Source organism: Marivita sp. (assembly GCF_022763305.1).
Lineage (GTDB): Bacteria > Pseudomonadota > Alphaproteobacteria > Rhodobacterales > Rhodobacteraceae > Marivita.
In genome coordinates this window covers 42,837-65,617 of record NZ_JALEGT010000100.1, presented here as the reverse complement: position 1 = coordinate 65,617, position 22,781 = coordinate 42,837, and the positions used below count along the sequence as shown (strand labels likewise).

22 protein-coding genes and 1 tRNA gene are annotated in these 22,781 nt (G+C 62.9%); 14 read left to right on the top strand and 9 right to left on the bottom strand.

Annotation, left to right across the window (positions count from 1 at the left end; all coding sequences use genetic code 11):
- Positions 1-10: 10 nt before the first annotated feature.
- The 4 genes from MRY75_RS17730 to MRY75_RS17715 all read right to left on the bottom strand — a co-directional run bounded on the left by MRY75_RS17730 (position 11) and on the right by MRY75_RS17715 (position 4,412).
- A complete protein-coding gene (locus tag MRY75_RS17730) occupies positions 11-1,225 on the bottom strand; it encodes a glycosyltransferase N-terminal domain-containing protein (RefSeq protein ID WP_292309334.1) in 1,215 nt (404 codons plus the stop codon).
- Positions 1,226-1,255: 30 nt separating this feature from the next.
- A complete protein-coding gene (locus MRY75_RS17725; protein WP_292309333.1) occupies positions 1,256-2,434 on the bottom strand; it encodes a glycosyltransferase in 1,179 nt (392 codons plus the stop codon).
- Positions 2,435-2,517: 83 nt separating this feature from the next.
- Positions 2,518-3,834: a methyltransferase domain-containing protein gene (locus MRY75_RS17720; protein WP_292309332.1), complete on the bottom strand. Its 1,317-nt coding sequence runs from the start codon at positions 3,832-3,834 to the stop codon at positions 2,518-2,520.
- A 251-nt stretch (positions 3,835-4,085) separates the two neighbouring features.
- Complete coding sequence (locus MRY75_RS17715; protein WP_292309331.1) at positions 4,086-4,412, bottom strand: antibiotic biosynthesis monooxygenase; 327 nt, start codon at positions 4,410-4,412, stop codon at positions 4,086-4,088.
- Positions 4,413-4,726: 314 nt separating this feature from the next.
- Between MRY75_RS17715 and MRY75_RS17710 the strand changes: the two genes are divergently transcribed.
- The 7 genes from MRY75_RS17710 (at position 4,727) to MRY75_RS17680 (ending at position 12,689) form a co-directional block, all read left to right on the top strand.
- On the top strand, positions 4,727-5,860 hold the full coding sequence (locus tag MRY75_RS17710) for an MHYT domain-containing protein (RefSeq protein ID WP_292309330.1): 1,134 nt from the start codon (positions 4,727-4,729) through the stop codon (positions 5,858-5,860).
- A 134-nt stretch (positions 5,861-5,994) separates the two neighbouring features.
- Complete coding sequence (locus MRY75_RS17705) at positions 5,995-6,849, top strand: xanthine dehydrogenase family protein subunit M (RefSeq protein ID WP_292309329.1); 855 nt, start codon at positions 5,995-5,997, stop codon at positions 6,847-6,849.
- Between the two features lie 14 nt (positions 6,850-6,863).
- Positions 6,864-7,358: a (2Fe-2S)-binding protein gene (locus MRY75_RS17700; RefSeq protein ID WP_292309328.1), complete on the top strand. Its 495-nt coding sequence runs from the start codon at positions 6,864-6,866 to the stop codon at positions 7,356-7,358.
- On the top strand, positions 7,355-9,781 hold the full coding sequence (locus MRY75_RS17695; protein WP_292309327.1) for an aerobic carbon-monoxide dehydrogenase large subunit: 2,427 nt from the start codon (positions 7,355-7,357) through the stop codon (positions 9,779-9,781). Before MRY75_RS17700 ends, MRY75_RS17695 begins: the two co-directional genes overlap by 4 nt.
- 66 nt (positions 9,782-9,847) lie before the next feature.
- Positions 9,848-10,723: a MoxR family ATPase gene (locus MRY75_RS17690; protein ID WP_292309326.1), complete on the top strand. Its 876-nt coding sequence runs from the start codon at positions 9,848-9,850 to the stop codon at positions 10,721-10,723.
- Positions 10,720-11,907, top strand: a complete 1,188-nt coding sequence (locus tag MRY75_RS17685; RefSeq protein ID WP_292309325.1) for a VWA domain-containing protein — start codon at positions 10,720-10,722, stop codon at positions 11,905-11,907. The genes MRY75_RS17690 and MRY75_RS17685 overlap by 4 nt, the downstream gene beginning before the upstream one ends.
- Positions 11,904-12,689: an XdhC family protein gene (locus MRY75_RS17680; RefSeq protein ID WP_292309324.1), complete on the top strand. Its 786-nt coding sequence runs from the start codon at positions 11,904-11,906 to the stop codon at positions 12,687-12,689. Before MRY75_RS17685 ends, MRY75_RS17680 begins: the two co-directional genes overlap by 4 nt.
- A gap of 163 nt (positions 12,690-12,852) precedes the next feature.
- Here MRY75_RS17680 and MRY75_RS17675 read toward each other — a convergent pair.
- Positions 12,853-12,927, bottom strand: a tRNA-Thr gene (locus MRY75_RS17675).
- A gap of 100 nt (positions 12,928-13,027) precedes the next feature.
- Here MRY75_RS17675 and MRY75_RS17670 point away from each other — a divergent pair.
- Genes MRY75_RS17670 through murD form a run of 6 tightly spaced genes read left to right on the top strand, consistent with a single transcriptional unit; the run spans position 13,028 to position 18,275 of the window.
- Positions 13,028-13,195, top strand: a complete 168-nt coding sequence (locus tag MRY75_RS17670; RefSeq protein ID WP_292309323.1) for a hypothetical protein — start codon at positions 13,028-13,030, stop codon at positions 13,193-13,195.
- 5 nt (positions 13,196-13,200) lie between these two features.
- Entirely contained in the window at positions 13,201-14,472 is a 1,272-nt protein-coding gene (gene murA / locus MRY75_RS17665; RefSeq protein WP_292309322.1) for a UDP-N-acetylglucosamine 1-carboxyvinyltransferase, read from the top strand.
- Positions 14,469-14,945, top strand: coding sequence for a DUF2948 family protein (locus MRY75_RS17660; RefSeq protein ID WP_292309321.1), 477 nt, complete (start codon positions 14,469-14,471; stop codon positions 14,943-14,945). Before murA ends, MRY75_RS17660 begins: the two co-directional genes overlap by 4 nt.
- Positions 14,942-15,460: a GNAT family N-acetyltransferase gene (locus tag MRY75_RS17655; RefSeq protein WP_292309320.1), complete on the top strand. Its 519-nt coding sequence runs from the start codon at positions 14,942-14,944 to the stop codon at positions 15,458-15,460. Before MRY75_RS17660 ends, MRY75_RS17655 begins: the two co-directional genes overlap by 4 nt.
- Before the next feature lie 52 nt (positions 15,461-15,512).
- The gene (hisD, locus tag MRY75_RS17650; RefSeq protein WP_292309319.1) at positions 15,513-16,814 is read left to right on the top strand and encodes a histidinol dehydrogenase; all 1,302 of its coding nucleotides are present in this window, start codon (positions 15,513-15,515) and stop codon (positions 16,812-16,814) included.
- A gap of 57 nt (positions 16,815-16,871) precedes the next feature.
- Positions 16,872-18,275 carry a UDP-N-acetylmuramoyl-L-alanine--D-glutamate ligase gene (gene murD / locus MRY75_RS17645; RefSeq protein WP_292309318.1) on the top strand — a complete coding sequence of 468 codons (1,404 nt, stop codon included), beginning with the start codon at positions 16,872-16,874 and terminating at the stop codon, positions 18,273-18,275.
- Positions 18,276-18,311: 36 nt separating this feature from the next.
- On the opposite strand, the gene MRY75_RS17640 is transcribed toward murD, so the two are convergent.
- From MRY75_RS17640 to MRY75_RS17625, 4 genes are all read right to left on the bottom strand, one after another.
- Positions 18,312-18,788, bottom strand: coding sequence for a hypothetical protein (locus tag MRY75_RS17640; RefSeq protein WP_292309317.1), 477 nt, complete (start codon positions 18,786-18,788; stop codon positions 18,312-18,314).
- Between the two features lie 82 nt (positions 18,789-18,870).
- On the bottom strand, positions 18,871-19,533 hold the full coding sequence (locus MRY75_RS17635) for a hypothetical protein (protein WP_292309316.1): 663 nt from the start codon (positions 19,531-19,533) through the stop codon (positions 18,871-18,873).
- A complete protein-coding gene (locus tag MRY75_RS17630) occupies positions 19,530-20,054 on the bottom strand; it encodes a hypothetical protein (protein WP_292309315.1) in 525 nt (174 codons plus the stop codon). Before MRY75_RS17630 ends, MRY75_RS17635 begins: the two co-directional genes overlap by 4 nt.
- Before the next feature lie 165 nt (positions 20,055-20,219).
- Positions 20,220-21,401 (bottom strand): NAD(P)/FAD-dependent oxidoreductase, encoded by a 1,182-nt coding sequence (locus MRY75_RS17625; RefSeq protein WP_292309314.1) that lies wholly within the window; start codon positions 21,399-21,401, stop codon positions 20,220-20,222.
- 142 nt (positions 21,402-21,543) lie between these two features.
- On the opposite strand from MRY75_RS17625, the gene ftsW reads away from it, so the two are divergent.
- The gene (gene ftsW, locus MRY75_RS17620) at positions 21,544-22,710 is read left to right on the top strand and encodes a putative lipid II flippase FtsW (RefSeq protein WP_292309313.1); all 1,167 of its coding nucleotides are present in this window, start codon (positions 21,544-21,546) and stop codon (positions 22,708-22,710) included.
- The last annotated feature ends 71 nt before the right edge of the window (positions 22,711-22,781 follow it).

Below are 22,781 nucleotides of genomic sequence, written 5' to 3'. Positions count from 1 at the left end.
CCGGGGGACATCAAGCGTCAAGCGCGTTGGTGATGTCGCGCATCAGGGCGTCGAGGTCGGTGCTCTGGCGCAACGCGACCTGCGCCGCCTGTCCCAGTTGTGCCTGTTTTTCGGCTGTGTCGAGCGTGAGGAGGGCTTGGGTAATGGCACCGGTGTCTGGCGTGCAGAGTGCGGCGTTGTGCTGGGTCAGCCGGTCGTAGGCCGCGCGGAAATTGGCCGTATCGGGGCCGTGCAGAATGGCCGACCCGAACGCGGCAGGTTCGTAGGGCGTGTGCCCGCCGCGATCCGTCAGCGACCCGGCGACGAAGGTGACGCCGGCAAGCCTGTACCACAGGTGCATCTCGCCCAGCGTGTCGGCCAGATAAACCTGCGCCGTGCCCGGATCATCGCCTGCACTGCGCTGGGCACAGGTGAGGCCATGCGCGCGGATCAACTTGGCGACTTCGACGGCGCGTCTGGGATGGCGGGGGGCGAGGATCAGTTTGAGTTGCGGGCGCTGCGCCAGTGCGGCCTTGTGCGCTGCAAGGATCGTGTCCTCCTCGCCCTCGTGGGTCGAGGCGGCAAGCCACGTGTCGGCGCGCGGGAAGGTTTCGGCGAGGGCCGGGGCGGGCTGGTCCTGTGGCGGGACGTAAAGCGCCTTGAGGTCAAAGACCGGGCCAAGCGCGGTTTCGGGAAGCCCGGCCTGCACGAAGCGTTCAGCCGAGCCACTGTCCTGCGCCGAGAGATAGCTGACCCGCGCCATGACGCGGCGCACCAGAGGCGCGAACCGCGCCCAGCCCTTGGCCGAGCGTTCGGTCAGCCGCCCGCCCAGAACCAGCACGGGACCGGGGGTTTGAAGGATGCGCATCGGCCAGAGGTCGGATTCGAGCGTGATATGGGCCGTGATGCCCCATTGGCGCAGAACGCGTGCCGTCGGGCCGGGCAGATCGACCGGGGCCAGCAGGACATCGGTGTTCGCCAGGTGCCAACCTAGAGCCATCTCTCGCGCGCTGTCGGTGTTGACGGTGATCAGCAACGCATGCCCGTCTGCCAGTAGGCTGTCGATCACCGGGCGCGCAGACGCCAGTTCACCGTTCGAGGCAGCGTGCAGCCAGATGCGGTTGGCCTCACGCGACGGCGCGATCCACCCGAGCCGCGCGCGCATGGCGGGCCAATCCCTTGCGCTCAGCCGTTTCGCCAGTTCCCGGCCCGCGAAGAGCGTCATCAGCAGGCGATATGCGAACATGGTGGGTTCCGTTCCGGGCGTGCCCCGCCCTCAGGCGGTGGCCGTGTTGCGCAGATCGCCGGTTCGAGGCGGTGTTGACAGCAGCGCATCCTGGATGTGGCGTTCCAACAGCTTGAGCAGGACGTGATTGTCAAAGCGTTCTTCGGCCACCCGTCGCGCGCGGGTCGACATGGCAGCAAGATCGGGCACGTTCATCGCGGCGGAAATGGCCTGTGCAAATCCGGCCTCGTCGCATTCATCGACCAGAAAACCCGTTTCACCTTCGTCGATGGCCTCGGGGATACCTGCGTGACGGGTCGAGACGGTAATGCAGCCGCAGGCCATCGCCTCCTGAATGGCCGTGGGCAAACCTTCGGTGTTGCCGTCTCGTGCCGTGATCGAATGCTGAAGGAAGAATTGCGTGCTCATCAACCGATCGCGGACGGTGTTGTGCGGCTGCGCGCCGTGAAAGCGCAGCTTGTCCGTAACGCCGAGTTCCGCAGCAAGCGCGCGCGTCGGTTCGAGCAGGGGGCCATCGCCGATGAAATCCAGTCGTGCCGCCGGCAGGTCGGCCGTGGCTTCGGCAAAGGCGCGCAGGGTTGTCATGGGCGCTTTCTTTTCGACAAAGCGCCCGACGGCGAGAAAACTGAGCGGGACCTTGGCCTGTGGTGCAAAGCGGCGGATGTCGACGCCGGAGGGGATCACAACGCTGTTGGGATGGGTGATGCCGTGCCGGGCAAGATTGTCGAGCAGGAAGCGCGAGACCGAAAATACCCCGGCAAGTCGGGGCATCATCTTGCGATACGCCGAGCGCATGCGTTCCGTGCGGATCGCCTTTGACGCATCGGTGCCGCGGAAATAGGTGAAAATCGGAATGTCCAACGCGTTGGCCAGCGGCGCCAAAGCAAGCGCCTGCGTGCCGAATTCCGCAAGGATCACATCGACCCTTTCATCGCGCAGAAAGCGGATCAGCGCCTCTTTCGCCTCGCCAAAAGGCAGGCGGGACGTGCCGTGCTGCACGCGATTGCGCAAGAGCCACCACGGCGCCACCATGATGTCGCGTCCCGAAAGTCCTTCTCTGCGCACGAAATAGGGCTTGCCGTAGGGGTTGTCGCCCCGGAACCGCCCGCAGACCACAACTGTATCTCCACCGAACAGATGCTCGATGTGGCGGTTGATGAAGGTCTCTCCGCCAAGGTGGTATTCGCCAGTTGCGATGGCTGCGCGCATGAGAACATGGTCCGAAGGAAAACCGACTTCTTAGGTAACAGCGCATCATGGCACCAGCAAGGCTGGACGTGGCGACGAAACGGTCAGTTGAACACAAGTGCCGGTTTTTGCACGGCGAATACGGTCCCAAGCACAGGCACGCCGAAATCATCGCGCAACCGCGCATGTTTCATCAGTTTCGGTTTGGGAAACCCGACCTCGTTCAGGGTTCGGATGATATACCCATCGGCGTGCTTGTATCGGCCTGACGGGTAGAGTTTGAAGCCGGTGACGACAGTGTCGTCGTTCTCGTCCTCGACTGTGGCGATCAGCCATCCGCCCGGGTTCAGAACCTGCTTGAGATTGCCGAGCACGGTCCGCAGCTCTCCGAAATAGACGAAGACATCGGCGCAGACGATCAGATCGAACTTCCCCTCGGGATAGGTTGCCGCGACAGACAGATCGGTACGGGCAAGATAATCATACACCCCCTTGTCGCGGGACACTTCCAGCATCTTGACCGACAGATCGACGCCGGTCAGTTCCTTGGCATAGTCGCGCAAAAAACCCGCACAGAGGCCGGTGCCACAGCCTGCGTCCAGAACGCGACGTGTCTTTTTCTTGGGCAGCTTCAGCTCTTCGAGGGCGGTATAGATCAGACTTGGGCCGTTGTTGCCCAGCACTCCGAGTTGGTGGTCATATATATCGGCGAACTTGTCGAACAATTCGACGGCCATTCCGTGTTGGTCCAACTGGGCGACCGGTTCACCGTTGGAAGCAAGGAAATAGTCCAGCTTCGCGCGTTCCGTTTTCGTTTTGCAGTTCCGTTTCGCGACATCGAGGCACATTCGGGCACCTTCCGGGTACTTGATGTGCGAAAAGACCACGCTGAAATGGATGGCACTGTCGAAAGCTCGGTCAATACCGTCCAAGTAATCCTTTGCCAGCTGGTAGGCGGCATCGTGTCGATCAAGCTGCACCAGCAGGGCTGCAGCCTCGACGACCACCATCTGCTCGCCCGGGGCAGTTTCAAGCGCTTTGAAGATCAGTTGTTCGGCCGTTTCGGGCTCGCCCAAATCGATCAGGATCATCGCGGCCGGGAACATGGCCGTCGCGGGATCCCGCAGCAGATGGATCTTTCCCTTGATCTCGCCAAGAATACGGGTCTGGATCCGTTTCGCCACCTCGTCCTGTCCAAGCATCTTGAGCACAAATGTCACTTTTGATGCCGCGCCGATCGACATGTCGTCTCGCGCCAACAGCGTCTGGCAGATTTCCGTGGCTTCTTCGAGATCTCCGTCATTGATCAGAGAGCGTGCCCGCTGGAGTTCGGCCAGGATTTCCTTGGTCACTTCGGGATTCGGTTCGAGGGTAATCTCGCGGTCCTCGTCCCGAGACGGATCGACTTGAACATCCTGCATGGTCTTCGCCCCTTCACGCTACTGCTGCGAGTTTGCGGCCTTCCGTTACGGAAATCCAGTCCAAAGCAGAAACGGCTTTTGGCCTCAGGGCCTTTCGATCTGGATCGACGATCTGGATCGGGCCGCATGAATTGGCGCGGCAATGGCCTCGATGCTCCTGGCGAGGCAGCCGCATCCAGCGATGCTGATGTGTCCTGTTGTGCCCGACCTTCTGCAATGCCGAACCGGCCAAAGGAGCGCGCCCTTGGACCTCAGTTTGACTGCAGGGCGTCGATTTCCTGAATTGCCGTGAAGCCTTCGAATTTCGGTGCACCCTCGTACAGCTTTCGTGTCTCGCCGGCGCTGGCATGCGATGCGCGGAATGCCTCGCTCGTCGTCCATGCCCGGAAATGATCCTCGGACGCCCAGACCGTATGCGAGGCGTAGAGGATACGCCCTTCGGTCTCGGGGCCCTTCAGCATGTGGAAGGACACAAAGCCGTCCATGTCCTGCAAGCGGCTTTCGCGGCTCAGCCACAGCTCTTCAAACTCGGTGGCGTTTTCAAGAGGGACAGTGAACCGGTTCATGGCGAGATACATCAGGGGGCTCCGTATTGTGTCTGTCGGGTGGTAAGATGATCCACCCGCACCGAGAAAGCAAAGAGGCCGGCGTCGCACGGTGGCGGACGTCGCTGCGCCCGGGCGCGATCACGGGGACGGGAGGGCCTTCCCATCGCCTGTGGCAACACCCGCGTGCGCTGCGTGGGGCTGCGATCCGCACATGCCTCTTGGTTGGATGATGAGGGGCGGATTCATTCCCTTGCTCCTGTGTCGGCTGTGAAGGCTGTGGATTTCGTTTGGCGCAGGATTATCGACCTTTGCTTGGTCGATACTATTGCCTACAAGGCTGTCTCATGGAGTTCCTCGAGGTCCAGTATAACCCATGGCTTGTGGCCATGTCGCTTGTCATCGCGCTTGTCGCGGGCGCCACGGGTTTGACGCTGACCAAGGACCTGTCCAAGAAATCCGTCACGCAGCGCAAACTGGCTGTTGCCCTTGCGTCTGTTGCGCTTGGCGGAGGCATCTGGTCCATGCATTTTCTGGCGATGCTGGGCCTGCGGATGCCGATCCTGTTCTACTATGACGCGGCGATCACGCTTGTCTCGGCATTGATCGCGATCCTCATGGTGGCGCTGGCCCTGGTGCTGCTGCATTTCACGCGGCGCACCAAAAGGCCAATTGTGGCTGCCGGCACGCTTGTCGGACTGGGTGTCTTGGCGATGCACTATGTCGGTATGGCCGGGATGCAACTGTGCCAGCCCGTCTATACGCCGCTTGGTGTGGTCGCATCGTCGCTGCTGGCAATCGTTCTGTGTGTGCTCGCCTTTGGCGTTGCATATCAGGCGCGCAGTGCCCGCAATATCGCGATTGGCACTCTGTGTTTCGGATGCGCCGTGGTGGCTGTGCACTTCCTTGCCATGGCCGGGACGAATTTTGTCGCCTTGCCCGAAACCGTTGTGCTCGGGCCTCTCATCAGCAATGAGACACTTGCGTTGGGGGTCATTCTGTCGAGCTTCGTGATCTTCGGGACCTTCCTTTGGGTCGGGTCCACCTATCTGATCCCAAGCCAATACGAGGCCGCCCCGCCCGTGGCGGGGCCGCTCGCCGAAGCCGCGCCGGACGAGAGTGCACCCGTGGCCGGCTCCGGGCTGTCCCCTGAGTTTACCAGCATCCCGTGCGAACGCGATGGCAGCAAGGTCTTCGTCTCGTCCTCCGAGGTGGCTTTTGTCCGTGCCGACGGTCACTACAGCCAGGTCTACACGTTGACAGATCGCTATTTCTGCGTCTGGCCGATCACCAAGGCCGCCGACCGATTGCTGCCCGCGGGATACATGCAGGTGCATCGCAGTTACCTGATCAATCCGTCCATGGTTGCTACCTTCGAGCGCAGCAAGGACAAGGGCCGTCTGACCTTTTCGGGGAGCAACCTGCCGCCCGTGCCGGTCAGCCGCTCCCGCCTCAAGGATGCACAGACTGCGTTCTGCTGAGCCTGCGCGCCATTCGTGCAGGATGCGGCGCATTTCGTTCAAAAAGCGCGAATACTGAGCGTTTTCAGAAGTGATTGCGCGGCCTCTGTGCACCCTTCCGCCCAGCGAGAGAAATTGCTTAGGGAGGAGTGGCAATGATTCCAGCTGCCTTTGAGTACCATCGTCCAACGGACATGGCAGGGGTTCTGGCCGTCCTGGCAGAGCACGGCGACGAAGCGCGTGTTCTGGCCGGTGGGCACAGTTTGATCCCGATGATGAAGCTGCGCATGGCGGATGTCCCGCATCTGATCGACCTGCAGGATGTCGACGGATTGTCAGGCATCACGGTCGAGGGTGGCCGCGTGCGTATCGGGGCGATGACCACACAGTCCGACATCATCGGTCATGCCGCCCTTGCCGAAGCCGCGCCGATCATGCGCGAAGCGTCATTGCAGATCGCAGATCCGCAGGTGCGCTACATGGGCACCGTTGGTGGAAATGTGGCCAATGGTGATCCGGGCAATGACATGCCGGGTCTGATGCAGTGCCTTGATGCAACCTTCCTTCTGGTCGGCCCGGACGGCGAACGCGAGGTGCAGGCCCGCGGTTTCTATGAAGCCGCCTACATGACCGACCGCGCAGATGACGAGGTTCTGGTGGCGGTAGCCTTTGATGCGCCGTCAGGCGGCTACGCCTACGAAAAGCAGAAGCGCAAGATCGGTGACTACGCGACTGCTGCGGCGGCTGTCCTTCTTGGCAAGGACGGGGACACCTGCACCTCGGCCTCGATCGCGATGACCAATCTCAGCGACACGCCGGTCTGGTCCGAAGCCGCAGGCGCAGCGCTTGTCGGAACGTCCGTCGATGCCGCAGCCGTGGATGCTGCCGTCGCAGCCATGTTGGGTGATATCGACCCGACACAGGACAACCGCGGCCCGATCGAATTCAAACGCCATGCAGCCGCCGTGATCCTGCGCCGCGCCATCGCGCGCGCCTGGGACCGGGCGTGAGGGAGGATCACATCATGGCAAAGAAGATGCATATCCAGATGACCGTCAACGGCGAGGCACAGGAATTCCTGGCCGAACCGCGAGAGCTTCTGATTCACACCTTGCGGGAACGCCTGAACATCACGGGTCCGCATATCGGTTGCGAAACGTCCCATTGCGGGGCCTGTACCGTGACGCTGAATGGCAAGTCGGTGAAATCCTGCACCATGTTCGTGGCGCAGGCCAACGGTGCCGAGGTGACGACCATCGAAGGGCTCGGATCCCCCGACAAGCTGCATGTGCTGCAGGAGGCGTTCAAGGAACACCACGGTCTTCAATGTGGCTTCTGCACGCCGGGCATGATCACCCGCGCCTCCAAGTTGCTGGAGGAGATCCCCAACCCGACCGAGGAAGAGGTCCGCTTTGGGATGGCAGGCAATCTCTGCCGCTGCACCGGTTACCAGAACATCGTGAAATCCATCCTCGCCGCTGCGGCAGAGATGAATGCAGCCAAGGAGGCCGCAGAATGAACAAGGAACTGTCTCGTCAGGAACGCGCCGACGCACTGGGTGGCATGGGCTGCAAGCGCAAGCGCGTGGAAGATGCCCGCTTTACGCAGGGCAAAGGCAATTACGTCGACGACATCAAGCTGCCCGGCATGCTGTTCGGGGATTTCGTCCGCTCGCCCTATGCCCACGCCCGGATCAAGTCGATCAACACCGACGCGGCCAAGGCTCTGGATGGCGTCGTGGCGGTTCTGACCGCTGCGGATCTTGCCCCGCTTGGGCTGCACTGGATGCCGACGCTGGCCGGTGACAAGCAGATGGTCCTCGCCGATGGCAAGGTGCTGTTTCAGGGTCAGGAAGTGGCCTATGTGGTCGCCAAGGATCGCTATATCGCGGCCGACGCCGTGGAGCTGGTCGAGGTCGAGTATGAAGAACTCGACGTGATCGTCGATCCGTTCGCGTCGCTGGAGTCCGACGTTGTCCTGCGCGAAGACCTCGTAGCCGAGGACGGGTCGCTGCCGGATGGCGCACATGGCCCGCGCAAGCATCACAACCACATCTTCACATGGGAGGTCGGTGACAAGGAAACCACCGAGCAGGTCATCAGCGACGCCGATGTCGTGGCCGAGGAGATGTTCTACTATCACCGCACACATCCCTGTCCGCTGGAAACCTGCGGCTGTGTCGCGTCGATGGACAAGGTGAACGGAAAGCTGACGCTCTACGGCACGTTCCAGGCGCCGCACGCGATCCGCACCGTGGTCAGCCTCATTTCCGGTATCGAAGAGCACAACATCCGCGTCATCAGCCCTGATATCGGTGGCGGCTTCGGAAACAAGGTTGGTGCCTATCCGGGATATGTCTGCTCGGTCGTGGCCTCCATCGTGACCGGCGTGCCGGTGAAGTGGGTCGAAGACCGGATGGAAAACCTCATGACCACCGCCTTTGCGCGGGACTACTGGATGAAGGGCAAGATCGCCGCCACCAAGGAAGGCAAGATCACCGGTCTTTGGTGCCACACCACGGCTGATCATGGCGGCTTTGATGCCTGTGCCGATCCAACCAAGTTCCCTGCGGGCTTCATGAACATCTGCACCGGGTCCTATGACATCCCGGTCGCCTATCTGGCGGTGGATGGGGTCTACACCAATAAAGCACCCGGTGGTGTGTCCTACCGGTGTTCCTTCCGCGTGACCGAGGCGGTGTATTTCATCGAACGGATGATCGAGGTTCTGGCCATCGAGCTGAATATGGATCCCGCCGAACTACGCCGCATCAATTTCATCAAGAAGGACCAATTCCCGTACAAATCGGCGCTGGGCTGGGAATACGATTCCGGCGATTATCACACGGCATGGGACAAGGCGCTGGAGGCCGTCGACTACAAGGGTCTGCGGGCCGAACAGGCGCAGCGGGTCGAGGACTTCAAGGTGGGCAAGACGCGGTCTCTGATGGGCATCGGTCTGACGTTCTTCACCGAAATCGTCGGGGCAGGACCGGTCAAGAACTGCGATATCCTCGGCCTGGGCATGTTCGACAGTTGTGAAATCCGCATCCATCCCACGGGGTCGGCCATCGCGCGGCTTGGCACGATCAGCCAGGGTCAGGGCCACGCCACGACCTTTGCGCAGATCCTTGCGACCGAGATCGGCTTGCCGGCGGATTCGATCACCATCGAGGAAGGCGACACCGACACCGCACCTTACGGTCTGGGCACCTACGGGTCCCGCTCCACTCCGGTGGCCGGGGCGGCGACGGCGATGGCAGGTCGGAAAATCCGGGCCAAGGCGCAGATGATCGCGGCATATCTTCTTGAAGTGCACGACGACGATGTCGAATTCGACGTGGACCGCTTTGTGGTCAAGGGTGCGCCCGAGAAGTTCAAGACCATGAAAGAGATCGCGTTTGCCGCCTACAATCAGGCAATCCCCGGGATCGAACCGGGGCTGGAAGCGGTCAGCTATTATGATCCGCCCAACATGACCTATCCGTTCGGGGCTTATGTCTGCGTGATGGACATCGACGTCGATACCGGGGTTACGGACATCCGCCGCTTCTACGCGCTGGATGACTGCGGCACACGGATCAACCCGATGATCATCGAAGGCCAGATCCACGGCGGTCTGACCGAGGCACTGGCTGTCGCGCTGGGGCAGGAGATTGCCTATGATGATATGGGCAACGTCAAGACGGGGACGCTGATGGATTTCTTCCTCCCGACAGCATGGGAAGTGCCCAATTACGAAACCGATCACACCGTGACCCCCAGCCCGCACCATCCGATCGGGGCCAAGGGGGTTGGTGAAAGCCCGCATGTCGGCGGCGTGCCGTGTTTCTCGAACGGCGTGAACGATGCGTTCAAGGCATTCGGCCTGCGTCACACGCACATGCCGCATGACCATTGGCGCATCTGGCAGACCGCCAATAAACTCGGTCTGCACGGCTGATGACCAAGACCAGCCGCGCCTCGTCACCGGGGCGCGGCGACCTTGCGACGACTTTCGGAGAGCATCATGACCTGGACCGATCTGCAGACCGCTCTGGCGGCAGAAGGCTACGTGGCAAACGAAGACATGGCCGTCGCGCTGCACCTCGCCTTGTCGCTGCAACGCCCACTTCTGCTTGAAGGCGCGGCGGGGGTCGGAAAGACCGAGGTGGCCCGTGTGCTCGCGGCCGCGCGCAGCACCGCGCTCATTCGGTTGCAATGCTACGAAGGCCTCGACGCCGCGCAGGCGATCTACGAATGGAATTACCAACGGCAACTGCTGGCGATCCGCGCCGCATCCGATGCGGGCGAGACCGGCCGCGCGGTCGAGGAGCGTATCTTTTCTCGCGACTATTTGCTGGAACGCCCGCTGTTGAAAGCCATCACGCAGGAAGAGCCTTCTGTATTGCTGATCGACGAGATTGACCGGGCCGATGAAGAATTCGAGGCCTTCCTTCTGGAAATGCTGGCCGATTACCAGATCACGGTGCCCGAACTTGGTACGATCGCCGCAACCTCGATCCCGATTGTCATCCTGACCTCGAACGGCACGCGCGATCTGTCGGACGCGCTGCGCCGTCGCTGCCTGTTTGCCTATGTCGATTACCCCGACCGCGAGACCGAACTGGCGATCCTGAACACCCGCTGCCACGGCATCGAAACACGATTGGCGCATCAGGTGATCGAATTTGTCCAGGCACTGCGCAAGGAAGACTTGGAAAAGGTTCCGGGCATTGCCGAAACACTTGATTTCGCCGCAGCCCTGATGGGCCTCGGGATCAACGACCTCACCCGCGACCCTGCGGCGTTGCAGGCGACACTGACTACGCTTCTGAAAACGCAGGCCGACCGCGCGCAGATCACCACCGAGGTGTCGCAGCGCCTCGCCGGGAAGGCCGCGTGAGCAGGATCACCAAATTCGCAGGCCGGGACCCCGGTCCGACGGCCCGTATGGCGGGCTTTCTTGCGCATCTGCGTGAAAACGGCTTGCGCCTTGGTGCAGAGGAAACGCGCACCGCGCTGGATGCGCTGACCCATGTGAACGCTTCCGAACCCAACCGCGCCCGCGCCGCGCTCAAGGCCGTTTGCACCGGGTCCAAGGAAGAGGCGCTGCGCTTCGACGACCTGTTCAATGCCTATTGGATGGATATGGGCCGCGTTCGCCAGAAGGTGGTGCCGAAAACGCCGGTCCCGTCACATCATAAGGCCGTGAAATCGTCGCGCGATGCAGCGGGACAGGACACGGAGGGCGGGGCAGGCCAATCGACCGCGCCAGATCGGGGCGATGGCGAGGCCGAGAGTGAGGGCGAAGGCAAGCTGATCGCCGTCGAGGTGACGAACCTTGCCAAGCGCGATTTGCGGGATCTGGTCCGCCCGGAGGAGGTCGCCGAAGCCGAAGCCGTCGCGCGCCGTCTTGGCGCTGCGTTGCGCGACCGGCGCTCCCGCAGGCGAATCGCCGCGCGCAAGGGGAGTGGTCTGCACTTCCGCAAGACGATCCGGCGGAGCCTGTCGACCGGGGGCGAACCCATCCGGCTGATCCGTCGCGCGCGCCCGGATCGCGAGGTAAGGATCGTGGCGCTCTGCGATGTTTCAGGCTCCATGAGCGTCTATGCGCAGGTCTTCGTGGCCTTTCTCGCCGGACTTCTGCGGGGTGATCCCAACTCCGACGGGTATCTCTTCCACACGCGTCTGGTCCGGATCACGGACGCGCTGCGCGACAAGGATGCGATGCGGGCCATCGGGCGGCTGTCGCTGATGGCGGATGGCTTTGGCGGCGGGTCCAAGATTGGCGAATGCCTCATGCGCTTTTCCGACACCTACGCACGACGCTTTGTGACTGGTCGGTCAGTCGTGATCATCCTGTCGGATGGCTATGACACCTCGCCACCCGAATTGATCGATGCGGCGCTGTCAAAGCTGCGCAAGCGGGGCTGTCGGATCATCTGGCTCAACCCGCTGAAGGGGTGGAAGGATTATGCCCCCGTCGCCGCTGGCATGGCCGCTGCCTTGCCGCATCTTGACCTTTTCTCTGCTGCCAACACGCTCGGCAACATCGCCGCGCTGGAACAGGAGTTGGGACGCCTATGAGCCCCGCCGAGTTTTTGTCGTCCGATCTTGCAGGCCTTGCCCAGGACCTGCGTGCCCGGGAAGAGCCCTTCGCCTTTGCCACGATCATTCGCACCGCCGGCACCACCGCTGCGAAGCCGGGGTCGAAAGCGTTGATCCGGGCCGATGGAACCATCGCGCAAGGCTTTCTTGGCGGTGGATGCACGCGCGGCGCGGTGAAGCGTGCGGCGCTTCAGGCGATCGTCACCGGCGTTCCGCAATTGATCTCGGTCGCGCCGGAAGACCTGCTGTCGGAAAAGGGCGTGACGGCGGGCACCGAAGCGGATGGCGTCACCTATATGCGCAACGGGTGCCCGTCGCGCGGAACCGTGGACATTTTCATTGAACCCTGTCTGCCGATGCCGGAGCTCACGGTTCTTGGAAGTTCGCCCGTGGCCGACGTGCTGGTTACGCTGGCTCCACAGTTTCATTGGGCCGTTGTGCGCGAGCTGCGCGAGGCGCCAGCCGCTGGTCGGTTCAGGGCAACCGTGATCGCCACGCAAGGACAAGGGGATCTCGATGCGCTGAAGGCAGCGCTTGGGGCGTCGTCCGGCCATGTCGCCTTTGTCGGCAGCACCAAGAAATTCGCCGCCCTGTCCGCCAAACTGGAGCAGGCGGGTCTGCCTCCGGAAGACATCGCAAACGTGTCCGCCCCGGCCGGTCTGAACATCGGGGCCGTGACACCCGAGGAAATCGCCCTCTCGATCATGGCGGAACTGACCCAGCTGCGCCGCCAAGCCCTGCCGCGAGGGGACGATGCCTGAGAACCACTTCTGCGCTCTGTTGGAGGGGAGCGCTGGCCGGATTGACGGTTCAATACGTCTCGCCGAAACGGTGCCGCACCCCAAACCATTTCGGCGGGGCAGACGCATAATCGGGCTGTAGGCTCTATATGTCCGGTGCTGCAGTATGGCGCTGGACGGTTAATGGTGCTGCTGGAGAGAATTGAACTCTCGACCTCTCCCTTACCAAGGGAGTGCTCTACCTCTGAGCTACAGCAGCGCCGGGTCGCCATGGTTGGCGTGGCGGGTGATTAGACGCAAACGGAAATCGGTGCAAGCGCAATCTGGACCCTTTTTTGCCTCTGGGATAGGAAGTGCGCATGACGCAGAAACCTTCATCCGGAAAAACAGACCAGGCAGCGCGGGAAGACAGGCTGAAAGCCGCGCTCAAGGCGAATATGGCCAAGCGCAAGGCGCAGGCGCGGGCGCGCGCGGCGGGTGCAACGGATGATGGCAAAGACACCACACAGGCGAACGAGGGCAGGTAGAGCATATGGATCAGATTATCGTGACAGGGAACGGGCCGTTGCACGGCCAGATTCCCATTGCGGGTGCCAAGAACGCCTGCCTTACGCTCATGCCCGCAACGCTGCTGAGCGAGGAGCCGCTGACGCTGACCAATGCGCCGCGTCTGAGCGACATTCGTACCATGACCACGCTGTTGCAGTCGCTTGGCGCCGAAGTGCAGGCGCTTCAGGACGGGCAGGTGCTCGCGATGTCGAGCCATGATCTTAGCTCGATGCGTGCCGAATATGACATCGTGCGCAAGATGCGGGCGTCGATTCTGGTCCTTGGTCCATTGCTGGCGCGGTTCGGACATGCCGAGGTGTCGCTGCCCGGTGGCTGTGCGATTGGCGCGCGTCCGGTGGATTTGCACCTCAAGGCCTTCGAGGCGATGGGGGCGGAGCTGGACCTGCGGGACGGCTATGTCCATGCCAAGGCGCCCGCGGGCGGATTGCAGGGTGGGATCGTCGAGTTTCCCTTTGTGTCGGTCGGGGCAACCGAAAACGCGCTGATGGCGGCGACGCTGGCTAAGGGCACGACGGTTCTGAAGAACGCGGCGCGTGAGCCCGAGATCGTCGATCTGGCGCAGTGCCTGCGCAAGATGGGCGCGCAGATCGACGGCGAAGGCACTTCCGAGATCACCATACAGGGTGTCGACCGTCTGGGCGGGGCGACCCATCGTGTGGTCACGGACCGGATCGAACTGGGCACCTATATGCTGGCCCCCGCGATTTGCGGCGGTGAGGTGGAGTGTCTGGGAGGCACGATCGACCTGCTGGCGGCGTTCTGCGAAAAGCTGGACGCGGCGGGCATCTCGGTCGAGGAAACGCCGACCGGGCTGAAGGTCGCGCGCAAGAACGGGCGGGTGTCGGCGGTGGATGTGACAACCGAGCCGTTCCCCGGCTTTCCGACCGACCTGCAGGCGCAGATGATGGCGCTGCTCTGCACAGCCGAGGGCACCAGCGTTCTGGAAGAGAAGATCTTCGAGAATCGTTTCATGCACGCCCCGGAACTGGCCCGGATGGGCGCGAAGATCGATGTCCATGGCGGCATCGCGCGGGTGACAGGTGTGGACAAGCTGCGCGGCGCGCCGGTGATGGCGACGGATCTGCGGGCTTCGGTGTCGCTGATCCTTGCGGGGCTTGCCGCCGAGGGCGACACCATCGTGAGCCGGGTCTATCATCTGGATCGCGGCTATGAACACGTGGTGCGCAAGCTTTCGGGCGTCGGGGCCAAGATCGAACGGGTGAAGGAACAGTGACGCAGGACGCCACATTCGAAGACGGCGCGGCCCGGCCCCTGCGGCTGGTTGCGATGGATGAAGACGACCTGCAGGTGCTGTCGGCGCTCTGTCAGGATGCGGTCTTTCCAGCCAGCGAGATGCAGTGGCAGCGCGGCCGGGCGCGGTTCGGCATCCTGCTCAACCGGTTCCGGTGGGAAGACGTGCCCATTGCACAGCGGGGCGGGCGCACTCCTGAGCGGGTGCAGTCGGTGCTGGCGGTCGAGAATGTGGAACGGGTCGCCAGCCAGGGTGTCCCGCGCGGCGACGCGGATACGATCCTGTCGGTCCTGTCGGTCACCTTTGAACCGGGTGAGGCGGGGGGCGCTGTGATCCTGACGCTGGCGGGGGATGGGGCGATCCGGTTGCAGGTGTCAGAGCTGGAGGTTGCGCTGCGCGATGTGACGCGGCCCTATGCGGCGGTGTCGGGCAAGGTGCCGGACCATCCCGCATGACCATCCGGCGGCTGACGCCGAAAGACCTGTCGGCCTATCGCGCCGTCTGGGCGGACGGGCTGATGAAGGTGCCCTCGGCGTTTCTGTTCGGTGCCGAAGAAGCCCGCGCAATTCCCAACAAGGATGTGGAGCGGATGCTCGAGGCCAATCTCATCCTCGGGGCATTCGATGATGCCAAACGCTTGGTCGGCTTCGTGTCGGCGCGGCGCGGTGGTCCGCGTCGGATGCAGCACATGGCCGACATCGGCCCGCTTTACGTGCGGCCCGAGGCGCAGCGTCAGGGCGTTGGCCGGGCGTTGATGGAAGCGATGCTGGAGCAGTTGGCGGTGGCGGGCATCCAGCAGGCCGAACTTTGCGTGGATGTAGAGAACACCGGCGCGCAGGCGCTTTATCAGGCTCTGGGCTTTCATGTCTTCGGCAGGCGACCCCGGTCCGTCTTATTTGATGGCGTCGGGCGCGATGATGTCCTGATGATCAAGGCGCTGGACGGCGCAGACCTGACGCGCGGCGCTTGAGGGTTCGGGCGGCGCGGTCTAAGTACCGCGCAAAGCTGATCCGGAGGGCGTCATGCCGCAATTCCTGTCCACGACCGATGCCGATTTCGAAAGCCGCTTTGCCGCGCTGCTGAGCGCCAAGCGCGAGGACAGCCCGGATGTGGACGACGTGGTGGCTGGGATCATTGCCGATGTGCGGGCGCGCGGCGATGACGCGGTGCTTGAGCTGACGGCGAAATTCGACCGGCTGCACCTGACCGCTGCGCAGATGCGCGTGTCCGAGGCAGAGATCGACGCTGAGATCGCCAAGGTTCCCGAAGCCGAACGCGTGGCGCTGGAAACCGCGGCAGAGCGCATCCGCGCATATCATACGCGCCAGATGCCCAAGGACGAGATGTGGACCGATCCGGAAGGGGCCACCTTGGGCTGGCGCTGGACGGCTGTATCTGCGGCGGGGCTTTACGTGCCCGGCGGGCTGGCCAGCTATCCGTCCTCGGTCCTGATGAACGCGGTCCCTGCCAAGGTTGCGGGGGTCAAGCGGCTTGCCGTGACCGTGCCGACGCCGGATGGGGTGATCAATCCGCTGGTGATGATGGCCTGCCGGATCGCCGGGGTGGACGAGGTCTACCGCATCGGTGGCGCGCAGGCGGTTGCGGCGCTGGCCTACGGGACAGAGACCATCGCGCCGGTGGACAAGATCACCGGGCCGGGCAACGCCTTTGTTGCGGCGGCAAAGCGCCGGGTCTTCGGCAAGGTGGGCATCGACATGATCGCCGGGCCGTCGGAGATCCTCGTGATTGCGGATGGCGAGAATGACCCGGACTGGATCGCCTTGGACCTGATGTCTCAGGCGGAACACGACGAGAGCGCGCAGTCTTTGTTGATCACCACAGATGCCGCCTTTGGGCAGGCGGTGTCGGACGCGGTCGAGACACGCCTCGAAACCCTGGAACGCCGTGCGATTGCCGGGGCAAGCTGGCGCGATTTCGGCGCGGTGATCACCGTGCGGGATCTGGACGAGGCGGCGGCGCTCTGTGACCGGATCGCGCCGGAGCACCTTGAGCTGTGCGTCGACGATCCCGACGCGCTGTCGGCGAAGATCACCCATGCTGGTGCAATCTTCCTTGGCCAATGGACGCCCGAGGCGATTGGCGATTATGTCGGCGGTCCGAACCACGTGCTGCCCACGGCGCGGTCGGCGCGGTTCTCGTCCGGGCTGTCTGTGCTCGATTTCCTCAAGCGGACGACGCTGGCCAAGATGTCACCCGAGGCGTTGCGGGCGATCGGTCCGGCTGCGGAAACACTGGCCCGGTCGGAATCGCTCGAGGCGCACGGGCTGTCGGTGACGGCACGTCTGCGCAAGCTCAACGGCTGATCTTTTCCACGGGCCACAGATGCGGTAGCGATTGGCGGACCAAGCAAGAGGTGCGCGATGATCCCCGTTCAGGGTTTTGAAGGCCATCAGGTGGCCGTGTTGGGGTTGGGCCGGTCGGGCCTGTCGGCGGCGCGTGCGTTGCGGGCAGGGGGTGCTACGGCGATCTGCTGGGACGACAACCCCAAAGCCCGCGAGGCGGCCGAGGCCGAAGGGTTCGAGACCCGCGAGTTGACCCGCGATGGAGCCTTCGACGCCATCGCCTGCCTGATCGTCAGCCCCGGTATCCCGCATCTTTATCCCGCGCCGAACCCCGTGATCGCCAAGGCCTGGGCGGCGGGTGTGCCGGTGGACAATGACATCGGCCTGTTCTTCCGGTCGCTGGCAACGAAAGACTGGGACGAGTTCGACACCGCCCCGCGCGTGATCGCGGTGACCGGGTCGAACGGCAAATCCACCACCTCGGCGCTGATCCATCACATCCTGACCACCACCGACCGGCACAGCCAGTTGGCGGGCAATATCGGGCGGGGTGTTCTGGACATCGACCCTCCGGGCGATGGCGATGTGGTGGTGCTGGAGCTGTCCAGCTACCAGACCGATCTGGCCCGCGCGCTGACGCCGGATGTGGCGGTGTTCACAAACCTGTCGCCGGATCACCTTGACCGGCACGCCGGGCTGGGCGGGTATTTCGCGGCCAAGCGCAGGCTTTTTGCCGAAGGTGGACCGGATCGCGCGGTCATCGGTGTGGACGAAAACGAAGGGCTTTATATCGCCAACCAGCTCTCCGAAGGGCCGGGGGATGATCGGGTGATCCGCATCTCTTCGGGGCAGAAACTGACGGGACCGGGCTGGCATGTTTATGCGCGCAAGGGGTTCCTGACCGAATGGCGCAAGGGCAAACAGGTGGGCTCCATCGACCTGCGTGAGATCAAGGGCTTGCCCGGTGCGCACAACCACCAGAACGCCTGCGCCGCCTATGCGGCCACCCGTGCGCTGGGCGTGGCCCCACGCCAGATCGAAGCCGCGATGAAGTCCTTTGCCGGTCTGCCGCATCGCAGCCAGATCATCGGTGAAAAGAACGGCGTGACTTTTGTGAACGACAGTAAAGCGACCAATGTGGACTCGGCCTTGAAGGCGTTGCAGGCGTTCAAGAACATCCGCTGGATCTGCGGCGGCTTGCAGAAGGAAGGCGGGCTGGACGGGTTGATCCCCGGCTATGAGAACGTGCGCAAAGCCTATGTCATCGGACGCGAGGCGGACGGGTTTGCGGTGCAACTGACCGGTGTCGAGGCCGAGGCCTGTGGCACGATGGAGGCCGCTGTGGCCCGCGCCGCCGCCGAAGCGGAACCGGGCGATGTCGTGCTGCTGGCGCCTGCGGCGGCGAGTTTCGACCAGTATGACAGCTTCGAGAAACGCGGCGAGGATTTTGCGGCACTGGTCAAGGCGCTGCTTGAACGCTGACCCGCAGGCTGTTCGCCTGCAAGTCAGGTCGTTGATTTACTTCAGTTTCTGAGCGACGTTGTCTGCGAAAGCGTCGATCATCGCCCGATACACTTCGACACTGGCGATGGTCATGCTGGCCAGATCGACATCCGGCGAGGCGGCCGACATGGCCTGACCTGCAGTGACTGACAGCTCGTATTCCTCGTTGTTCAGCAGGCCCGGCACGCGGATTTCGACGAGACCGGACAGGGTGGAGTCCTCAAGCGCGTAGGCGTTCTCGAAAGCCGATGCCAAGGCCACCTCGTTGATATCGACGACCACTTCGGACCCGTCTTCGCCAAGCTGGGGCGCGATGCGCTCGGCAATTGCGGTTTCGAGGTCGTTGCCCAGGGATGTCCAGACCTGGGCGGCCTCGCTGTTTTCGATAGCGGGAAGATCAACGGACACGTCGATCTCGCTCACGGTCTGGGCGGCGATGCCCATGGTTGCGAAAGCCGAAAAGGCCATGCCGGTTGCAAGCTGCTTGAACATGATGGTCTCCATGTGTTGTTGCAGCCGGTCAACACCGGGCACGGGAAAACCGTTCCCGCAAGGCATCCGAACAACCGGCGGTTTACTGCCGAACCGGCCCTTGCCGGAGTGTGTGCAGCACACCTGATTTCACAGCATCCACATGGATCACGCCAAGCTGCGCCGGGATTCGTTCCAGACCAAGAATGTAAGCAATCGCAAAGCGGTGCATGCCGCCGCCGTCGCGCAAAGGTGTGCCATCGCGGGCGATATGCACGAGGATGCCGCCATGTTCGCCGCGGGTGTCATTCACGCTGCCATGCGGCCGCAAGGTGCCTGTGCGTTTGGCCTCCTCGTAGATGCGATCAAGACCGTCGTAGCGCGCAATCAGCTCCTCGCGGCTTGTGAACCCGTCGACTGTGCCTTCCTTCTCCATCCGCTTGAGCATCCAGCCGAAGATCGCGGTCTCTTGCCAGGGCACGCCATGCTCGAAGTGATCGCGGATGCTGTCGAGCTTGATCTGGCTCCCGAACGGCTTGCGCGACTGATCCCAATCGCCGCCGGCCACCATGCCAGAGTGGCGACGACGGAACCGGGGTGCGCCTTGGGCGGGATCGGCCCGATAGAAGTGCGTGACGTCATGCGGTCGGATCCAGATCAATTCGTCGCTTTGCGGCGCGTCCGGACCGAACCGAAGCCGGTTCGTCACATCGCGGATCATCTTTGCAGGCAAACCGGCCGCGATGGCCTTGCTGACGCGGCTCATTCGATATCGCGGCGCAGACGCTTCAAGGCGTTGCGTTCGATGGCGTCCGGATGAACGACACCAAGCTGCGCCGGAATGCGCGTCAGACCAAGCGCGCGCGCGATGGCCAGGCGATGGTTGCCAATGGCTCCGAAGATCGGGTCGCCGTGACGATCCAGATGCACATAGACGCCTTCAGGCAGACGCGGGCTGCCAAGGCGGTGAACCGTTTCGTCACGATAGCCATTCTTCAGAATATCCGCATAAAGCGCGTCAATTGTTTGGTATCTCGCAACAATGTCCTCCATTGTCCGACAGCTGTCGAACTGCCCGCGCGTTTTGACCATCTCGTGCATCCGGTCGTAGATGCCGGTCTCCTCCCAGGCGACACCATCACGGAAATGCGCAAGACAGGCGGCGATTTTCCAGGACTCGTCAATCGGTTCGGTCCGCTGGTCCCAGTCCCCGGCAAGCACCATCCCGGAATGACGCCGCTTGTAATCCGGCGTCTGTGCTGGGTTGCGCGTATAGATCCGGGTCATCCGAGACGGATTGATCCAGATGCGTTCCTGCGCGCGCGGAAAATCTCCACCGCCCGACAGGAGGTTCGCCAAATCCCGGAGTGGACCCCGCAGGATGGCAAATGGCGATGAAGACATGGCGGGGCTCGAAGGCATCCCGCGAAGATGTAACAATTTTGTAAAACTTCAAGCCCGGTTCGCAATGGCCCGTCCGGCGGCGACACCCGAACTCCAGGCCCATTGGAAGTTATACCCGCCCAGCCAGCCGGTCACATCCACCGCTTCTCCGATCATGAAGAGACCGGGTACGTCGCGCGACATCATCGACTTGCTGTCGATCCGGTCGGTGGCGATGCCGCCCAGCGTGACCTCGGCCGTGCGGTAGCCTTCGCTGCCCGAGGGTGTCAGGGTCCAGCGGCGTAGGCGGTCGGTGATCTCGTCGATGCGTTTGTCGGACAGGTCGCCGACATTGCCGTCCAGATGCAGGTCAGCGGACAAGTGTGTCACCAGCCGATCGGGCAGGACCTCGGCCAGTGCGGTGGTCACGTTGCGCTTGCCCTGGCTTCGGCGCGCGGATTTCAGGCTGGACGCCAGATCATGACCGGGCAGCAGATTGACGGAAATGCTGTCGCCCTCGGTCCAGTAGCTGGAAATCTGCAGAACTGCTGGCCCGCTGAGACCGCGATGGGTGAAAAGCATCGCCTCTTCGAACGCGGTGCCGTTGGCTTGCGCGATCACCGGGGTCGAGACACCGGAAATCGCGGCAAAGCGCTGGTCCGAAAAGGTCAGCGGCACAAGCGCCGGGCGGGTGTCGGTGACCCGATGGCCGAACTGCCGCGCGATGTCGTAGGCCAAGCCCGTGGCACCCATCTTGGGGATCGACTTGCCTCCCGTCGCCAGTACGAGATGACGTGCGGTGATGCGGTGGCGTTTGCCGTCCCGTTCGAGCTCTGCCACGAAGCGAGCACCGTCATGGCTCAGATCGGCGAGCGATGTTTGCAGCCAGAGATCGGCCCCCACCTGCGCCATTTCGGCCCGCAGCATGTCGACGATCTGCGTCGCCTTGTTGTCACAGAAAAGCTGCCCCAGCGTCTTTTCGTGCCATGCGATCCTGTAGCGGTCCACAAGGTCAACGAAATCCCACTGGGTGTACCGGCTCAGCGCGGATTTGTGGAAATGCGGGTTCTGCCCGAGGAACCGCGCCGGATCGGTGTGCATGTTGGTGAAGTTGCAGCGCCCGCCGCCCGAGATGCGGATCTTCTCACCTGGCGCCTTGGCATGGTCGATGACCAGTACTGACGGCCCGGCATGGGCTGCGCACATCATGCCGGCGGCTCCGGCCCCAAGGATCAGCGTATTCACCTGCATGCGGGCACCGACCACGGAACGGCGCGATGCGCAAGAGGCACAAGCCGAATCATTCCACTGGATCGGGCGAATCATATCGGCTAGAGTGCGGACCAAGACCCGGAAAAACACGGGTGACCGAGGCAGAAATAGCGGTGAAACCATGACAGAGATGGTCTATGGCGCGGTGCCCACCCGCGCGGGTGAACCTGTGTTGCCGAAATGGTGGCGCACCGTCGACAAATGGAGCTTGTCCTGCATCCTGATCCTCTTCGGGATCGGCATCCTGCTGGGGCTCGCGGCCTCTCCGCCGCTGGCCGAGCGCAACGGGTTCGCACCTTTTCACTACGTACAGCGGCAGGCCGTCTTTGGTGGGCTGGCGCTGGGTGTCATGATCTTCGTGTCGATGATGGGGCCCATCGTCGTACGCCGTCTGGCCGTGCTGGGATTCGCCGCAGCCTTCGTTGCGCTGGCACTGCTGCCGTTCTTCGGCACCGACTTCGGCAAGGGCGCGGTGCGCTGGTACTCGCTGGGATTCGCCTCGGTGCAACCGTCCGAGTTCCTGAAACCGACCTTCGTCATCGTGACCGCATGGTTTCTCGCCGCAAGCCAGGATCTGGGCGGACCTCCCGGCAAGACCCTGTCTTTTGCCATCACCACCAGCATCGTTCTCATGCTCGCCCTTCAGCCGGATTTCGGACAGGCCTGTCTTGTCCTGTTCGGCTGGGGCGTGATGTATTTCGTGGCGGGCGCGCCGATGCTGCTGCTGATGATCATCGCGGGGATGGTGGTGCTGGGGGGCACGGTGGCCTACCAGAACTCCGAACACTTCGCGCGCCGTATCGACGGCTTTCTCAGCCCCGATGTCGATCCGACCACCCAGCTTGGCTACGCGACCAATGCCATCCGCGAAGGCGGGTTCTTCGGCGTGGGTGTCGGTGAAGGCCAGGTGAAATGGTCGCTGCCGGATGCCCATACGGACTTCATCATCGCCGTCGCCGCCGAGGAATACGGGCTGGTTCTGGTCCTGATCATCATCGCGCTCTACGCCACGATCGTGGTGCGCTCGCTGCTGCGGCTGATGCGCGAACGCGATCCGTTCATCCGTCTGGCGGGCACAGGGCTGGCCTGCATGTTCGGCGTTCAGGCGATGATCAACATGGGGGTGGCGGTGCGCCTTCTGCCCGCCAAGGGCATGACCCTTCCTTTCGTGAGTTACGGGGGGTCGTCCCTGATCGCGGGAGGCATTGCGGTGGGCATGCTTCTGGCTTTCACGCGCAGCCGTCCGCAGGGCGAAATCGGCGATATCTTGCGAGGTCGGATGCGATAATCCCCTTATATGGGGTGAATCCCGTGCTGGTTTGTTGACAAACGCCGTCAGGACAGGTCTCTGTCCGTCAT

Excerpts from the sequence above, each read along its gene's own strand:
- MRY75_RS17730 (WP_292309334.1), bottom strand. The coding sequence starts at position 1,225 with ATGTTCGCATATCGCCTGCTGATGACGCTCTTCGCGGGCCGGGAACTG.
- MRY75_RS17725 (WP_292309333.1), bottom strand. The coding sequence starts at position 2,434 with ATGCGCGCAGCCATCGCAACTGGCGAATACCACCTTGGCGGAGAGACC.
- MRY75_RS17720 (WP_292309332.1), bottom strand. The coding sequence starts at position 3,834 with ATGCAGGATGTTCAAGTCGATCCGTCTCGGGACGAGGACCGCGAGATT.
- MRY75_RS17715 (WP_292309331.1), bottom strand. The coding sequence starts at position 4,412 with ATGTATCTCGCCATGAACCGGTTCACTGTCCCTCTTGAAAACGCCACC.
- MRY75_RS17710 (WP_292309330.1), top strand. The coding sequence starts at position 4,727 with ATGGAGTTCCTCGAGGTCCAGTATAACCCATGGCTTGTGGCCATGTCG.
- MRY75_RS17705 (WP_292309329.1), top strand. The coding sequence starts at position 5,995 with ATGATTCCAGCTGCCTTTGAGTACCATCGTCCAACGGACATGGCAGGG.
- MRY75_RS17700 (WP_292309328.1), top strand. The coding sequence starts at position 6,864 with ATGGCAAAGAAGATGCATATCCAGATGACCGTCAACGGCGAGGCACAG.
- MRY75_RS17695 (WP_292309327.1), top strand. The coding sequence starts at position 7,355 with ATGAACAAGGAACTGTCTCGTCAGGAACGCGCCGACGCACTGGGTGGC.
- MRY75_RS17690 (WP_292309326.1), top strand. The coding sequence starts at position 9,848 with ATGACCTGGACCGATCTGCAGACCGCTCTGGCGGCAGAAGGCTACGTG.
- MRY75_RS17680 (WP_292309324.1), top strand. The coding sequence starts at position 11,904 with ATGAGCCCCGCCGAGTTTTTGTCGTCCGATCTTGCAGGCCTTGCCCAG.
- MRY75_RS17670 (WP_292309323.1), top strand. The coding sequence starts at position 13,028 with ATGACGCAGAAACCTTCATCCGGAAAAACAGACCAGGCAGCGCGGGAA.
- murA (WP_292309322.1), top strand. The coding sequence starts at position 13,201 with ATGGATCAGATTATCGTGACAGGGAACGGGCCGTTGCACGGCCAGATT.
- MRY75_RS17655 (WP_292309320.1), top strand. The coding sequence starts at position 14,942 with ATGACCATCCGGCGGCTGACGCCGAAAGACCTGTCGGCCTATCGCGCC.
- hisD (WP_292309319.1), top strand. The coding sequence starts at position 15,513 with ATGCCGCAATTCCTGTCCACGACCGATGCCGATTTCGAAAGCCGCTTT.
- murD (WP_292309318.1), top strand. The coding sequence starts at position 16,872 with ATGATCCCCGTTCAGGGTTTTGAAGGCCATCAGGTGGCCGTGTTGGGG.
- MRY75_RS17640 (WP_292309317.1), bottom strand. The coding sequence starts at position 18,788 with ATGTTCAAGCAGCTTGCAACCGGCATGGCCTTTTCGGCTTTCGCAACC.
- MRY75_RS17635 (WP_292309316.1), bottom strand. The coding sequence starts at position 19,533 with ATGAGCCGCGTCAGCAAGGCCATCGCGGCCGGTTTGCCTGCAAAGATG.
- MRY75_RS17630 (WP_292309315.1), bottom strand. The coding sequence starts at position 20,054 with ATGACCCGGATCTATACGCGCAACCCAGCACAGACGCCGGATTACAAG.
- MRY75_RS17625 (WP_292309314.1), bottom strand. The coding sequence starts at position 21,401 with ATGCAGGTGAATACGCTGATCCTTGGGGCCGGAGCCGCCGGCATGATG.
- ftsW (WP_292309313.1), top strand. The coding sequence starts at position 21,544 with ATGACAGAGATGGTCTATGGCGCGGTGCCCACCCGCGCGGGTGAACCT.